This is a genomic window from Variovorax sp. GW460-12-1-14-LB1 (genome assembly GCF_059423605.1).
Genome location: NZ_JBWKYF010000014.1, coordinates 40,279 through 53,822 on the forward strand (window position 1 = coordinate 40,279; position 13,544 = coordinate 53,822).

Here is a 13,544-nt window from a genome sequence, read left to right on the forward strand (position 1 = left end):
TCATCTCATGCTGTCCAGAATCATTCGAAGGTTGACGGGCCGATCCCCCTCGGTGGTGGATGCGCGCCAACCGCTCGGTCCGGCGCCTGTCGCAGCGCCTCCTGAGGCTGTGCGGAAGGTCGACATCTACGCCGAACACGCCAAGTGGATGGTGCTGGCCGGAGAGCGGCGATTCGACGAGGCCATCAGCCTTTGTCGCACCGTGATCGACGTGCCGGAATCGAATTTCGTGGCGTCGCTTTTCCTGGGGCATGCCTACGCCCAGATGCAGCAGCACGCGGATGCACGGGAGTACCTCCGTGCCGCAGTGGCCTTGAATGGCAACGACTACTATGCCAACCTGTTGCTTGCGCACACCGAGAGCGCCATGGGGCATTCCGGGGAAGCTTTGTCCCTGTACATGAGATGCTGCGAGCTGCCCGCAGAGTCGATCGTCGAGCCGTTCGAGGCCGCGATGAGGATGGCGATGGTGCGGGCAGACAGCGGCGAAGGCGCAGCACTCTCCAGGCTCTTCGACATGTTGTACGCCAAGGACAAACTGCCATTGCCACTGGCCTTGAAGTTCCTGTTCTTCTGGCGCCGGGATGCCGACTTGGTGCGCATGCTCGAGCAAATGGATGAGGGGGCCGACGAGGGGCAAAGGCCGTCGTTCAGGCGCATCCGGTCCGTGAAGGACTGGGCGCTCGAAAACCGGGAGGGTTACCAGAGCCTGGGAGCGCCGCCTTCGATACGCCTCGTCGCACCGACCGAGGTCTATGCGAGCGACCCGCACGAACAGCAGGTGCTCGCAAGCCAGCCCTATCTCGCCGAACTGCGCAATGCGCGGATCGTCAGTGCGTCCAGTCTGGTCTATGTGGGTGATGACTGCGTGGTGTCCGATGTGCTGGCAGACGAGCTGTATGGAAACCAGGTCAGCCTGGCGTACGACAAGACCGTGCTGGCGCAGCGGCCGGATGCGTTGCTGTTGGCACCCATTGGCACTACCGCGCATCTCGAGGAGGGGATCATGTTGTCCGGCCTCGCAAGCAATGCGTATGGTCACTGGTTCGCCGAGTTTCTCCCGAAGCTTCGCCATTTCGAGAAACATCCGCGCTTCTCGAGCCTGCCGATCATCGTTGACGCCGAGATGCCTGCATCTCATTTCGACTTCATCGCCGCGCTGGTCGGGAACCCGCTGTATCGCCTGGAGACCGGGCACGCGCTGAACGTCGGGCGCCTTCATGTGGCGCCGACGACGACTTTCTTTCCGGTCGAGCTGTTTCGCGACCATACGGTCCCCCCGGAGCGCCAGGCGTCATGGTCTGCGGAGTCGATGCAGTACATCAAGGACAAGATGGCAGCGCGGTATCCGCTGCCCGCCCAGCGTTCACGCAGGCTGTTCCTGTCGCGAAAGAACAGTGCCTGGCGGCTGTTGCGCAACGAAGCCGAAATTATCGAGCGGCTGCAGGACCTGGGCTTCGAATCCATCTTCCTGGAGGAGTACGACTTCGCGCGCCAGGTGCGAACCTTCGGCGAAGCCGAGTTCATCGTCGCGCCGAACGGTTCCGCGCTCAACAGCCTCATCTTCGCGGCCACCGATGTGAAGGCATTGATCCTGGGCCAGCAGAACAGCTTCAACTGGGGGGGCTGGCTGGGCCCCATCCTTGATCTCGGCTTCAAGCCCGAGTTCATGGAAGGTGAAGCCACCGAAAGCACCAGCTTCAAGCATTCCGACTATGTCGTCCCGGCGGACAGGGTGCGCACGAAAGTGCTCGCCATGCTGGGCTCCTGAGGTTCAAAAGAAGAAACGCCCATGACCAAGCCTGTGTATGTGACCCAGCCCTATCTGCCGCCGCTGGACGAGTTTCTGCCCTATCTGCAACAGATCTGGGACAACAAGATCCTCACCAACGGCGGGCCGTTCCATCAGCAGTTGGAGAAGGCGCTGTGCGAGTACCTGGGCGTGGAGCACATCGCGCTCTTCACCAACGGAACGATTGCCCTGGTCACAGCACTTCAATCGATGCGGATCACGGGCGAGGTCATCACCACGCCGTACTCGTTCGTGGCCACTTCGCATTCGCTGCTGTGGAACGGCATCAAGCCCGTCTTTGCAGACGTCGATCCGCGCACATTGAATCTCGACCCAGCACGTATCGAAGCGCTCATCACGCCGCAGACGACGGCGATCATGCCGGTACATTGCTACGGCCATCCTTGCGACACCCAGGCCATCCAGACGATCGCCGACACCTACAACCTGCGCGTGATCTATGACGCGGCACATGCCTTCGGCGTGCAGGATGAGGGCGGCAGCATCCTGCGGCACGGCGACATGTCGGTGCTGAGCTTTCACGCGACCAAGGTCTTCAACACCTTCGAGGGCGGCGCCATCGTCTGCAAGGATGCGACCACCAAGACCCGCATCGACCAGCTCAAGAACTTCGGCCATGTGGGCGAAGTCACCGTGGTAGCGCCCGGCATCAATGGCAAGATGAGCGAGTTCAATGCCGCGCTGGGCCTGCTGCAGTTGAAGCATCTGCACACCGCGCTGGATCTGCGCCGGGCCATTGACGGCGCCTACCGGCGTTTGCTCGCCGGCGTGCCGGGCATCGTGTGCCTTCCCGATGCCGGCGAATCGGTGGCCAACTTCGCGTACTTCCCGATCCTCGTGGGACCGGAGTACCGCCTGTCGCGTGACGAGCTCTACGCCCAACTGAAGGCGCACGAGGTCCATCCGCGCCGTTATTTCTATCCGTTGATCTCCGAGTTCCCGATGTACCGCGGTCTCCCAACGGCCAGTCGCGACCACCTGCCGAACGCGAGCCGCGCGGCGGACCGCATCCTCTGCCTGCCGATCTATCCGGACCTGGGCCTCGATCAGGTCGAACGCATCGTCGATCTGATCGCGACGCTGTGAGCGCGTGCAAAGAACGGAGGGCGGCGCGATGAAGGTCGGGATCATGCAACCGTACTTTCTGCCGTACATCGGCTACTTCCAGCTGATCGCGGCGGTGGACCTGTTCGTGGTGTACGACAACATCAAGTACACAAAGAAGGGCTGGATCAACCGCAACCGGCTGCTGCAGGGTGGCGCGGACGCCGTCTTCTCGCTGCCGCTGAAGAAGGACTCCGATGCGCTGGACGTCGTCGAGCGCGAACTGGCCGCTGACTTCAACCGGCAGAAGCTGCTGAACCAGTTCATCGGCGCGTACCGGTCCGCGCCGTACTTCGAGCCCTGCATCGAGCTCCTGCGCTCGCTCGTCATGAACGAGGAGACGAATCTCTTTCGCTACATCCACGGCTCGATCGTCCAGACCTGCACGTACCTCGGCATCACGACACCCATCGCGATCTCGTCCGGCGTGCCGGCCGATCATGCGCAGAAGGGCGAAGACCGTGTGCTCGCCATCTGCGAGGCTTGCCATGCCGATACCTATATCAACACCATCGGCGGCCTGGAACTCTATTCGCGCGAGCGCTTTTCCCAGGAGGGCATTGCGCTGCAGTTCATCCGGTCCCTGCCCATTGAGTACAAGCAGTTCGGCAAGGACCCGTTTGTGCCGTGGCTGTCGATGGTCGACGTCATGATGTTCAATCCCGCCGACGAGATCAGAGACTCGTTGCTGCCGAAATTCGAATTGGTCTGAATATGTTCAAGTGGAAAAAGCTGGGGAAGGTCTTCAGCCCCGGCCCTCAACATGGCCGCGAATGGCTGAATGAGTTCGCGCAAGCGCCCGCGACTCTGCTATTCGACGACTTCGTGCGTGTGTATTTCTCGTGTCGCCCCAAGGCCGATGCCAAGGGCCAGTACGTGAGCTACTCGGCCTTTCTTGACTTGGACCGGCGCGACCTGTTCAAGGTGCTGAACGTCAGCGCAACCCCGATCCTGCCGCTGGGGCCGCTGGGTGCGTTCGATGAGTTCGGCATCTACCCGGTGTCGGTGGCGCGCGACGGCGCGGCCGTTCGCGCCTACTACGCGGGGTGGACGCGCTGCGAGTCGGTGCCCTTTAACGTGGCCATCGGCGGCGCAATCAGCCACGACAACGGGGAAACCTTTACCAAGCTCGGCATCGGGCCGGTGCTGGGGTATTCGCCCAACGAACCCTTCGTGATGAGCGGCCCGAAGATCCGCCGCTTCAACGATCGCTGGTACCTCTGGTACATCGCCGGGCGCAAGTGGAAGGTGGTCGACGGCCGCGCGGAGCCGGTCTACAAGATCCGTATGGCAACGTCCGACGACGGCGTCACCTGGCACAAGGAAGACCGGGACCTCATCGAGAGCCGCATCGAGGACGACGAGGCACAGGCCAGCCCTGATGTGTTCTTTGCCAATGGCAAATACCACATGTTCTTCTGCTACCGGTACAGCGCTGGCTACCGAGGCAAGACCTTCGGCTACCGCATCGGCTATGCCTCCAGCCCCGACTTGCTGCATTGGACGCGCGACGACGACAAGGCCGGCATCGACATCTCCGAGACGGGCTGGGATTCGGAAATGATCAGCTACCCGCACGTCTTCGAGGTGGACGGGCAGATCTACATGGCCTACCTGGGCAACCAGGTCGGCCGCGAGGGCTTCGGGCTCGCAGTGCTCGACGGAAAGCTGGAGTGAGGACATGGCAATGAAGTGGAAGAGGCTGGGCAAGATATTCGACCCGACGCAGCACACGCTCTCCAACGGCTGCGTGCAGTTCGCGCAGTCGCCGCAGACGCTGGTCTTCGACGACTTCGTGCGGATCTATTTTTCGACGCGCGCTGTCGATCCGAAGAACGGCAAGTTCCTGAGCCACGTTGCGTTCGTCGACGTCGGGCCGGACCTGCGCACCATCCTCCGCGTGGCCGACAAGCCGGTCATCCCGCTGGGTGAACTGGGCTGCTTCGACGAGCACGGCATCTTCCCGATCAACGTGGTGCGCCACGACGGCAAGATTTCAGCCTTCACTTGCGGGTGGAACCGGCGGGTGTCGGTGTCGGTCGATACGGCGGTCGGCCTGGCTGAGAGCCATGACGACGGCCTTACCTTCACCAAACTCGGCCACGGCCCCGTCATGGGCGCATCGCTGCACGAGCCCTGCCTCGTGGGCGATGCCTTCGTGCTCCCGGTCGATGGCGTGTTTCACATGTGGTACATCTTCGGCACCGGCTGGAAGCAGTACGCCGATGGCGCTGCGCCCGACCGCACCTACAAGATTGGCCACGCCACCTCGACCGACCGGGTCCATTGGGCCAAGGAAGAGGCCAGGCAGATCGTCTCCGACAGACTGGGGCCCGACGAGAGCCAAGCGCTGCCAACGGTCGTTCGCATCGGCAGCCGGTTCCACATGTTCTTCTGCTTTCGCCAATCGTTCGACTTTCGTGCGACCAAGGGCCGGGGCTACCGCATCGGCCATGCCTGGTCGGACGACCTCTCGAACTGGACTCGCGACGACGATACGCCGAAGCTGGACATCCCGGAAGCGGAATGGGATTCGGACATGCAGTGCTATCCACATGCCTTCACCTTCCAAGGCAAGGTCTATCTGCTCTACAACGGCAACGAGTTCGGGCGCCACGGCTTCGGGCTTGCCGTGCTCGAGTGACGCAGGGCATGACACCGCGGGGGCGTTTCGCGTTGGCGGTCGACCAGGCCTCGGCTGACGAGATCGCCCGGCATCTGCGGGAATGCAGCGACAGTTTCGCGCCACCGCTCGCCGGGCGCGTGGACATTGCGGCTTATGCCGAAAAAATTGCCGGCAAGGCGATCCGCTTCGAGGCCTGGGATGCCGCGTTGGGCCTCGTCGGGCTGGTCGCGGTGTACGACAATGCGGGGCCCGACGTCTTCGTGACCAACGTCAGCGTCGCGCCCTCGTGCCGCGGCGCGGGCCTGGCGCAGCGATTGCTGCAGAGCTGCTTCGACCGCATGGATATTCCTCGTGCGAGGTGCTACAGGCTCGAAGTCAATCAGCGCAGCGAGGCGGCGGTCCGCCTGTACGCCCGCATGGGCTTCGTCCCGGCTTCGAAAACGGGCGAATTGATCTGCATGGAGCGCCCGGCGACGGGCGGGGATAAAAGATGAGCACAGAACGCAACTACGACAAAGAGATCGCGGACACCGCCGACCACCAGTATGCATATGGCTTCGACTTCGACGTCATGCACCCGTACATGCTGCGGTCGTTCGAGCCGTTCATCCGGCCTGGCAAGGTGCTGGAGCTAGGCAGCTTCAAAGGCGATTTCACCCGACGTCTGGTGGCGCGCTTCGACGACGTGACCTGCGTCGAGGCCTCCGAGGTGGCACTCAATGAGGCGAGGGCGCGTCTGGGCGACAAGGCGCAGTTCATCCACTCTCGCTTCGAGGACGCGACGCTGCCGCACCGCTACGACAACATCGTGCTCACGCACGTGCTCGAACACCTGGACGATCCGGTCAAGGTGCTCAAGCGCATCAACGACGAGTGGTTGAGCGAGGGTGGGCGCTTCTTCCTCGTGTGCCCGAATGCCAATGCGCCTTCACGGCAGATTGCCGTGAAGATGGGCCTGATCACCCACAACGCGGCGGTCACGCCCGCCGAGGCGCAGCACGGCCACCTGTGCACCTATTCGCTGGACACGCTGGAGCGCGATGCTGTCGCCGCCGGCCTGCGTGTGGTGCACCGAAGCGGCATCTTCTTCAAGGCGCTGGCGAACTTCCAGTGGGACCGTTTGCTGAAGACCGACATCATTTCCAAGGAATACCTGGAAGGCTGCTACCAACTCGGGCAGGTCTATCCCGACCTGTGCTCGAGCATTTTCCTTATGTGCGAGCGCGGGCCTGAAAAATGAAAGTCTCCTTCGTCGTCGCGGTCTATCAGAACGAGGGCGCGATCTCCAAGACACACGAGAAGATCGCCGGCGTTTTCGCAGACCGCCTCAAGGCGCACCAGTACGAGGTGATCTTCATCGACGATGGTTCGACCGATGGCTCGCTGGAAGAAATCCGCAAGCTCCGCGCGAGCGATCCGAACGTGAAGGGCCTGACCTTCACGCGCAACTTCGGCCAGATGGCCGCGATGCTGGCGGGTTTCAAGGAAGCGACGGGAGACGCGGTCATCAATATTTCTGCGGACCTGCAAGACCCGGTAGATCTGATCCCTGAGATGGTCGACAAGTGGATTGCCGGGTCCGAGATCGTCATCTGCCACCGAACGGACCGTGCGGACACCTGGCTGGCCAAGACGTATTCGAGCCTGGCCTACGGCATGCTGCGCATGGCCATTCCTCAGATGCCGTCGGGTGGTTTCGACTTCGTGCTGATGGATCGCAAGGTGATGGACGAATTCAATGCCATCGACGTGCGCCACCGGTTCTTTCAGGGCGACCTGCTGTGGACCGGCTACCGGACCAGCCTGATTCCCTATGAGCGGCAAAAGCGCACCATCGGCAAGTCGCAGTACAACTTCGGCAAGAAGCTGAAGAACTTCCTGGACGCGATGCTGGACGCGTCGTACCTGCCCATCCGGTTCATCTCACTGGTGGGGTTGCTGACTTCCGGCCTGGGCGTGCTCTACAGCCTCAGCATCGTGGTCGCATGGGCACGGGGCCACACGCCATTTGAGGGCTGGGCGCCGCTGATGATCGCTGTCTTGCTGATCGGCGGACTCATCATGGTGATGCTGGGCGTGGTCGGCGAGTACGTGTGGCGCATCAACGAGGAAGTGCGCAAGCGGCCGAACTACATCGTCAGGGACCGTTTCTGAAGCCCGGCGCGTGATTCGTCTCAAGACCCTCGCCGCGCAGTTTTCCAAGTTCACCGTCGTCGGGGGGCTGAACTTTCTCTTCACGCTGGTGCTTTTCTACCTGTCAGTGGTGGTGCTGCACATCAATCACCTGATCGCGCTGGTGCTGGTCTCGTTGATCGGCATGCTGCTCACCTACACGCTGAACTACTACTGGGTCTTCAAGCCGAGCGAAAAAGTCACCTACGGATCGCGGCTCGCCAAGTACATCGGTGCGGGCCTGGTATCGGTCGGGCTGAACGTGCTGTTGCTGCACCTGCTCACCTCGAGCACGCACATCGCACCGTTCTATGGGCAGCTGCTGCTGATCCCGTTCGTCGTGCTGTTCAACTTCTTCACGGCAAGGCTCTGGTCGCTGCGGGCCGAGCAACCCTCGGTGCCGTGAAACCCGTGGCCGACAGCAAGAAGCCTGTCCAAGAGGCAGGCGGCCGCGCGACAACCCCGCAGCGCGTGTTGGAAGCGGCGGTTGCAGCACTCGTGCTGGCCGCCGTGTGCGCGGTGGCCGTCTACGCGGTCTGGTCACGCAACCGCGGCTTCGAAATCACCGACGAGGCCTATTACCTCCTGCTCGCGATCCATCCCGCCGAGACCCGGTACTACATCAGCGCTCAGCAATGGGCGATGGCACCCCTCTGGCAGATCACGGGCAGCCTCGCGTCGTTCCGGATGGCGGGCTTTCTGCTGCTGACCGGCAGCGCGGCGGTGCTCGGCATGGGCGCGCTGACCGCGGCGCGAGGACGCGCTGCGTCCGTCATGCCGCAGTGGCCGGGCCGCATCGCCGTGATCGGCTGCGCCGTTGTTTGTGCGTTGCTGTATGCGATCACCATCAATGTGTCGCCGAGCTACAACCTGCTGGCCTCGGCGGGTGCGTACCTCTCTCTGGGGCTGGTGCTGCTGGCTGGAGACAAGACGGCGGCAGCCGGGCGCGCCGGGATGTTGGGGTTGGCCGGCGTCGCACTCGCGGTGGAGTTCGTCTGCAAGCCTTCGTCGGGCCTGGCCACCTTCGTGCTTGTGGTGATCGCCGTGCTGTGGCTGGACCGCTCGGGCGGGCGCAAGACGCTGGCGTTGGCGGCAGTGATCGCTGGCGGGCTGTTCGGGCTTGCCGCGCTCCTCTTCGCGCACACCACGCCCAGTGAGGCGGCGCAAGCTTTCAGCGGTGGCATGGCGCTCTTCAGGATGGTCCAGACCGAGCCCATCCTCACGCGGCTGGGCCGCTACGCCATCGAGTTCGGGGGCTACACGGCCGACGCGATGCGCTCGAATGTGTTTCTCATCGTCGCGGTTCTCGTGTACCTGATCAGAAAAAGTTGGGTGACGATCGGACTCGTGATCGCCGCGCTCGTCCATGCGCTTGTCGCCGCGGAGTATTTTTCGTATGGCATGGCGCAGTACGTCGAGTACATGCAACGGGCATTGGTCTTGCTGGCGCTCATGCTCGCGGTTGCGTGGCAGGCCGTGCCGGTGCGCTCCAGATGGCTCTTCGTCCTGCTGGCCATGCTGCCCTACACCGTGGCGATGGGAACCGGCAACGCGCTCTTCGGCCAGGTGATCATTTCCCTGGCCTCCTGGGGCGCCTTGATGGCGCTCGCCGCGTACGCCAGACCGGTAGCAACAAGGGATGCAGTGGCGTCGATGGCGATCCTGGTCGGGTTCGTCGCGCTGACGAGCGCCCAGATCCTCGTTTCCAAAGCCAAGATCCCCTATAACCTCAACGAACGCATGGACCGGCAATCCTTCGCCGTCACCATCGGCCCGTTGGGTCGGGTGAAGGTGGATGCGGGAACCCGGCAGTTCATGCACGAGATCGATGCGGCCATCGCGAAGTGCCGCATTGCGCCCGGCGCACCGTTCCTGGGTCTGTACAACGTCCCTGGCTTGGCGCTGGCGCTGAACGCGGTGCCTGTGGAGACGCCCTGGTTGAACAACGTCGCCCAGGCTGACGCGGTGCTTGCGTCGAACGAAGCCCTTGCCGACAAGGCTGTGGTCGCGATCCGGCTCAACATCGATGCAAGCCTGCCGCCGCTTCCGGCTGCGTTGAAGGGGTTCCCCGCCAATTTCGAGCACTGCGGGGATGCGGTGTTTCCCCATGAACAGCAGAAGATCCAGATATGGAGCGGTCTTCGGCAGAGATGGCCGCCAGACTGACAGTGGGTGCCTGCTATTTGGCAGCGGATGCCTCGGCCGCCTGACGTTCGATGTGCTCCAGCGCGGCCGCCAGTTTCTTGGAATCGATGGCGTAGCTGTCGAGAAACAAGCTCGGGTCGGAAACCGTGTGCTCGTCGCCGGGCTGGAACAACGCGTGTTCGCCGACAAGGATCTGATAGCTGCACCCGGCAAACAGTGCCATGTTCGATTGCGAGCAGAAGAGCTGCGTGTAGGGCGACGACAGCGCTAGCACCTGCGTGCCCGGCTGGCAGAAGATCAGGTTGGTGAATGCCGCTCCCATGGCGCCGACGATGGTGCGGGCTTCCGCGAACAGGCGCACCTGCTGCTCGAACGACAGCTGGCCGGTGTCCACGATTTCGTAGCCGTACGACGCGAGCACCTCTTCGACTTCCGGGGTGTTGATGATGTTCCGGCCGGTGCGACGCGCAAGGAAAACCTTTCTGCTGCCGGGGCCCGCCTCTTCGATGCCGAACCGCTGGAAAACGGTGGACCGCATGTGGCCCAAAGTCTTGAAGCAGATGGCCGAGAACTTCCACATCGGCCCGCGCAGGTTGTCGGTCAGGTTCGTGCAGGCAGATACCACATGAAGTTTTTTTACTTTCAGCAACGTGGAGTCATCGAGCCGGTAAATGGGCCAGTCGGGCAGCATGGTCTGCAGCGACTCGAATTCCTGCGGGAACATCTTGTCGTCGACGATCAGCGGCGTTTTTCTCAGGCGGTCCTGCTTCGACAGAATATGGGATTTCCCGAGGTACTCTATAAGCCAATGGTAGTAGTTTGGACTGCAGCGACCGCTCAGCAATATGGCAGAAGGAATGCTGATTTCCTGTTTATAGCGGAACCAGAAAAGAACTTCACTCTTTTCATCGAGCGAGACGACGTACGGCCAGATGCCTGCTACAAAACCCTGATGTGGATCTGCCGCTGGCTCGTAAATCACCATGCGATGCTTTGCCACTACCTGGAATCCACCAAGGACAGCGGCGTCATCGATCGTTGCGAGCCATTTGCGCGGAACTTCCGCTCTGCGTAGCGGGCGTTCAGCGTTCGAGCCGATGATTTTCGGTTCTTGAAAATCCATCGGATAGGCGGGTTCGATGTCTTCCAGCTTGTACCCGGCCTTGGGGAGGTCGAAGAATTCGATGGTTTTGAGCTTCGAGAGAAATATCTTTTCTCCTGAATTTTTTGCGCTCAGTTGTCGGGAAATGGCTTTGGATTTTATTTCTTCGAAGATCCCCTTTCGGGCGGACTCAAAGATTGAGTATTTGTATAGCGCGACCTCTGATTCGCGAGCAGCACTGTTTTTGGAGAGTGATGTGAGTTCGAGTTTCGCAAAATAGATCAAACCGCTCATCGCTGCAAAGAAGCGATTGATGTATCTTTTTTCCTTGCGACCTTTCAGTGCATAGTGAGTGCTTGGGGAAATTCCTTCTTCCCGCACATCCCGGTAGGTTCGAAGGTAGTAGGATTCGTTGAGGCAGAAGCGAATCAGGAATTTCGTGGTGGTGGCGTAAATCCAATCGACGAGTCGTTCGGTGGAGTGATTGGGGTATCGGCCTTCCTTTATTCCGTATTTGAAATAATGGTAATTTGAATCCAGCTCCGCCCTTGCAACATCTTCATATTTTTGCTTATAATATTCCGCATTGACGAATTTTGTTCGAGTGAGGGCGCGTAGCAGCAAGAAGCGAAATCGGATCATTGTATGGATGTGCGTGTTGCGGCTCGATTCGGAATCTCGTGAAACTTCATGAAAGCATGGACTCAAAATGACTTCAAATAATTCGGCGTTTATTCATTCTCTTGCCGATGTTCAAGCCAAGGAAATTGGTGATGGAACAAACATATGGCAATTCAATGTTGTTCTCGCGGGTGCGCGCATTGGCGCCAATTGTAATGTGTCGGCACATTGCTTCATCGAGAACGATGTCGTGGTGGGTGACAACGTGACAGTCAAGTCCGGAGTCTATCTCTGGGACGGCATCACGCTCGAGTCGAATGTATTCATTGGCCCCGGCGCCATTTTTACCAATGACCTGTTTCCCCGGTCAAAGGTCTATCCGGAGTCGTTTCTGCGTACGACTGTGTGCCGCGGCGCTTCGATCGGGGCTGGCGCCGTGATCACGCCGGGCATCACCATCGGGCATGATGCCATGGTGGCGGCGGGTGCCGTAGTGACGCGCGACGTGGCACCGTTCTCGCTGGTCGTGGGGGCGCCGGCGCGCCATGTCCGGTTCTTGAATCAGGAATGAACGTCCCGCGCCCGGTCGGAAGTCGAAAAATTCACGAATGAAAAAAACAACGACGGAGCGAATTGCTGTCGCTTTCTTTTACGCGGCGGCCTTGCTCGCCATCAGTTGGTTCCGGGACAGTGCCATACAGCCGAACTTGTGGATCAGTGTTCCGGATTTTTTGAATTTCCCGACCATCAACGATCCAAAAACGTTTGCCCGAGCTGGGCTTGAAGTCGCTGATCAGGGGTGGCTGGCGCAGCCGTCCGCCTGGATCTTCAATCTCTGGCCGCCAGGATTCGTGCTGCTGTTGGGCGGAATTTTCAAGATGCTTGGCACGGAAGCCCCGTTTCTCGTGGTTCTTCTCGGGTTGACCATCGTCACTGGCGTCTTCATGCTGATGACGGTCAGGCGCTACCTTTCATTTTATGTTCCGGCATTCTTGGCCCTGTTGCTGCCGCTGGTCCCATTCCTGTTTCCGGTCACAAGATTTTTTCTTTTGCAACCGGTGGGCCTTTCCTTTGGCGAAGGGTTTTCGGTTCTATTCTTCATCACATTCACATTTCTTCTTCTGATTGCTGCCAGAACCGGGGTCGTGCGCTACGCAGTGGCCGGTGGTGTTTTTTTGGCGCTGGCGGCCTATTTTCGCTCGCAGTATGAACTGATCGCGCTTGTGCTCAGTGTCGGTTTTCTTGGGCTGGTGGTATTGGTGCTGGCGTTGAGTTTTCTTTTAAAGAAAAAATCAATTCGAACAAACGGATCAACTACGCTGAAGGCGATGGCAATCTGTGTGCTTGCAGCGCAACTCTTGATGCTGCCGTGGCGCATTTATCACTATGTCGACGTCGGCAGATGGGACTGGGTTCAAACGCAAGACATCGTCATCCGAAATGCCTTGATGTCCGAGGAAAAATTGAGGGAGATGGACGGAGGCTTTGTTGTGGCGGGCGGGGGGAATTTGGCCTGTAAGTTCGAGCCCGATTTTTGCGGAAAAACAGAGCCCTCCCTTTTTTACAAGGCATTCTTCGACCATTTTGGAGAGTGGGTTGAGTACAAGGCGTCGCTGGCAAGAATCTACTGGTTTCCGACGATTCGCTCCTTTCCGAAGCTTTTGGCGGAGGATGTTCCCGGTGACTATTTGGGAAATTCAGTTGTATTGATTTTGTTTGCGGCCTCATTCTTTCTTCTGTATTTAATTCGAAAATCATCTGATTTTCTTGTCTATTTTTGGGTGTTTTCTTCTTTTTACGCCTGTTTCTTCGTGATATTTGTTTTGGTGCAGTTCGAGGTAAGGTATTTCTTTCTCCCCAAGATTTTTTCGGTCTTTGTAGCGTTGGCTCTGGCGAGCGTGGCCTGGTCTGCGAGAACGAGCAGGGTGCGGTGAATGCTGTGACTCGCCTCGATTAAAATT

13 protein-coding genes are annotated in these 13,544 nt (G+C 60.0%); 12 read left to right on the plus strand and 1 reads right to left on the minus strand.

Annotation, left to right across the window (positions count from 1 at the left end; translation table 11 throughout):
• Nucleotides 1-7: 7 nt before the first annotated feature.
• From AC07Y4_RS09895 to AC07Y4_RS09940, 10 genes are all read left to right on the plus strand, one after another.
• The gene (locus AC07Y4_RS09895) at nt 8-1,771 is read left to right on the plus strand and encodes a glycosyltransferase family 61 protein (RefSeq protein WP_495274451.1); all 1,764 of its coding nucleotides are present in this window, start codon (nt 8-10) and stop codon (nt 1,769-1,771) included.
• Nucleotides 1,772-1,792: 21 nt separating this feature from the next.
• Nucleotides 1,793-2,899: a DegT/DnrJ/EryC1/StrS family aminotransferase gene (locus tag AC07Y4_RS09900; protein WP_095949497.1), complete on the plus strand. Its 1,107-nt coding sequence runs from the start codon at nt 1,793-1,795 to the stop codon at nt 2,897-2,899.
• Between the two features lie 28 nt (nt 2,900-2,927).
• Nucleotides 2,928-3,629, plus strand: a complete 702-nt coding sequence (locus tag AC07Y4_RS09905) for a WbqC family protein (RefSeq protein WP_495274452.1) — start codon at nt 2,928-2,930, stop codon at nt 3,627-3,629.
• Between the two features lie 113 nt (nt 3,630-3,742).
• Nucleotides 3,743-4,594: a glycoside hydrolase family protein gene (locus AC07Y4_RS09910; protein ID WP_206167834.1), complete on the plus strand. Its 852-nt coding sequence runs from the start codon at nt 3,743-3,745 to the stop codon at nt 4,592-4,594.
• A 4-nt stretch (nt 4,595-4,598) separates the two neighbouring features.
• A complete protein-coding gene (locus AC07Y4_RS09915) occupies nt 4,599-5,561 on the plus strand; it encodes a hypothetical protein (protein WP_495274453.1) in 963 nt (320 codons plus the stop codon).
• A gap of 32 nt (nt 5,562-5,593) precedes the next feature.
• Nucleotides 5,594-6,037, plus strand: a complete 444-nt coding sequence (locus AC07Y4_RS09920; protein WP_495274454.1) for a GNAT family N-acetyltransferase — start codon at nt 5,594-5,596, stop codon at nt 6,035-6,037.
• Complete coding sequence (locus tag AC07Y4_RS09925) at nt 6,034-6,783, plus strand: class I SAM-dependent methyltransferase (protein ID WP_139701482.1); 750 nt, start codon at nt 6,034-6,036, stop codon at nt 6,781-6,783. Before AC07Y4_RS09920 ends, AC07Y4_RS09925 begins: the two co-directional genes overlap by 4 nt.
• Nucleotides 6,780-7,697, plus strand: a complete 918-nt coding sequence (locus AC07Y4_RS09930) for a glycosyltransferase family 2 protein (RefSeq protein ID WP_070060249.1) — start codon at nt 6,780-6,782, stop codon at nt 7,695-7,697. The genes AC07Y4_RS09925 and AC07Y4_RS09930 overlap by 4 nt, the downstream gene beginning before the upstream one ends.
• Before the next feature lie 10 nt (nt 7,698-7,707).
• On the plus strand, nt 7,708-8,121 hold the full coding sequence (locus AC07Y4_RS09935) for a GtrA family protein (protein ID WP_070060248.1): 414 nt from the start codon (nt 7,708-7,710) through the stop codon (nt 8,119-8,121).
• A gap of 5 nt (nt 8,122-8,126) precedes the next feature.
• Nucleotides 8,127-9,881, plus strand: coding sequence for a hypothetical protein (locus AC07Y4_RS09940; RefSeq protein ID WP_495274455.1), 1,755 nt, complete (start codon nt 8,127-8,129; stop codon nt 9,879-9,881).
• A 13-nt stretch (nt 9,882-9,894) separates the two neighbouring features.
• On the opposite strand, the gene AC07Y4_RS09945 is transcribed toward AC07Y4_RS09940, so the two are convergent.
• Nucleotides 9,895-11,586: a glycosyltransferase family 61 protein gene (locus AC07Y4_RS09945; protein ID WP_495274456.1), complete on the minus strand. Its 1,692-nt coding sequence runs from the start codon at nt 11,584-11,586 to the stop codon at nt 9,895-9,897.
• 85 nt (nt 11,587-11,671) lie between these two features.
• On the opposite strand from AC07Y4_RS09945, the gene AC07Y4_RS09950 reads away from it, so the two are divergent.
• Together AC07Y4_RS09950 and AC07Y4_RS09955 are read left to right on the plus strand one after the other, a co-directional pair.
• Nucleotides 11,672-12,154, plus strand: coding sequence for an acyltransferase (locus AC07Y4_RS09950; RefSeq protein WP_095743519.1), 483 nt, complete (start codon nt 11,672-11,674; stop codon nt 12,152-12,154).
• 37 nt (nt 12,155-12,191) lie between these two features.
• The gene (locus tag AC07Y4_RS09955; RefSeq protein WP_495274457.1) at nt 12,192-13,517 is read left to right on the plus strand and encodes a hypothetical protein; all 1,326 of its coding nucleotides are present in this window, start codon (nt 12,192-12,194) and stop codon (nt 13,515-13,517) included.
• The last annotated feature ends 27 nt before the right edge of the window (nt 13,518-13,544 follow it).

Coding starts and splice junctions, on each gene's coding strand:
- AC07Y4_RS09895 (WP_495274451.1), top strand. CDS start 8: ATGCTGTCCAGAATCATTCGAAGGTTGACGGGCCGATCCCCCTCGGTG.
- AC07Y4_RS09900 (WP_095949497.1), top strand. CDS start 1,793: ATGACCAAGCCTGTGTATGTGACCCAGCCCTATCTGCCGCCGCTGGAC.
- AC07Y4_RS09905 (WP_495274452.1), top strand. CDS start 2,928: ATGAAGGTCGGGATCATGCAACCGTACTTTCTGCCGTACATCGGCTAC.
- AC07Y4_RS09915 (WP_495274453.1), top strand. CDS start 4,599: ATGGCAATGAAGTGGAAGAGGCTGGGCAAGATATTCGACCCGACGCAG.
- AC07Y4_RS09925 (WP_139701482.1), top strand. CDS start 6,034: ATGAGCACAGAACGCAACTACGACAAAGAGATCGCGGACACCGCCGAC.
- AC07Y4_RS09930 (WP_070060249.1), top strand. CDS start 6,780: ATGAAAGTCTCCTTCGTCGTCGCGGTCTATCAGAACGAGGGCGCGATC.
- AC07Y4_RS09950 (WP_095743519.1), top strand. CDS start 11,672: ATGACTTCAAATAATTCGGCGTTTATTCATTCTCTTGCCGATGTTCAA.
- AC07Y4_RS09955 (WP_495274457.1), top strand. CDS start 12,192: ATGAAAAAAACAACGACGGAGCGAATTGCTGTCGCTTTCTTTTACGCG.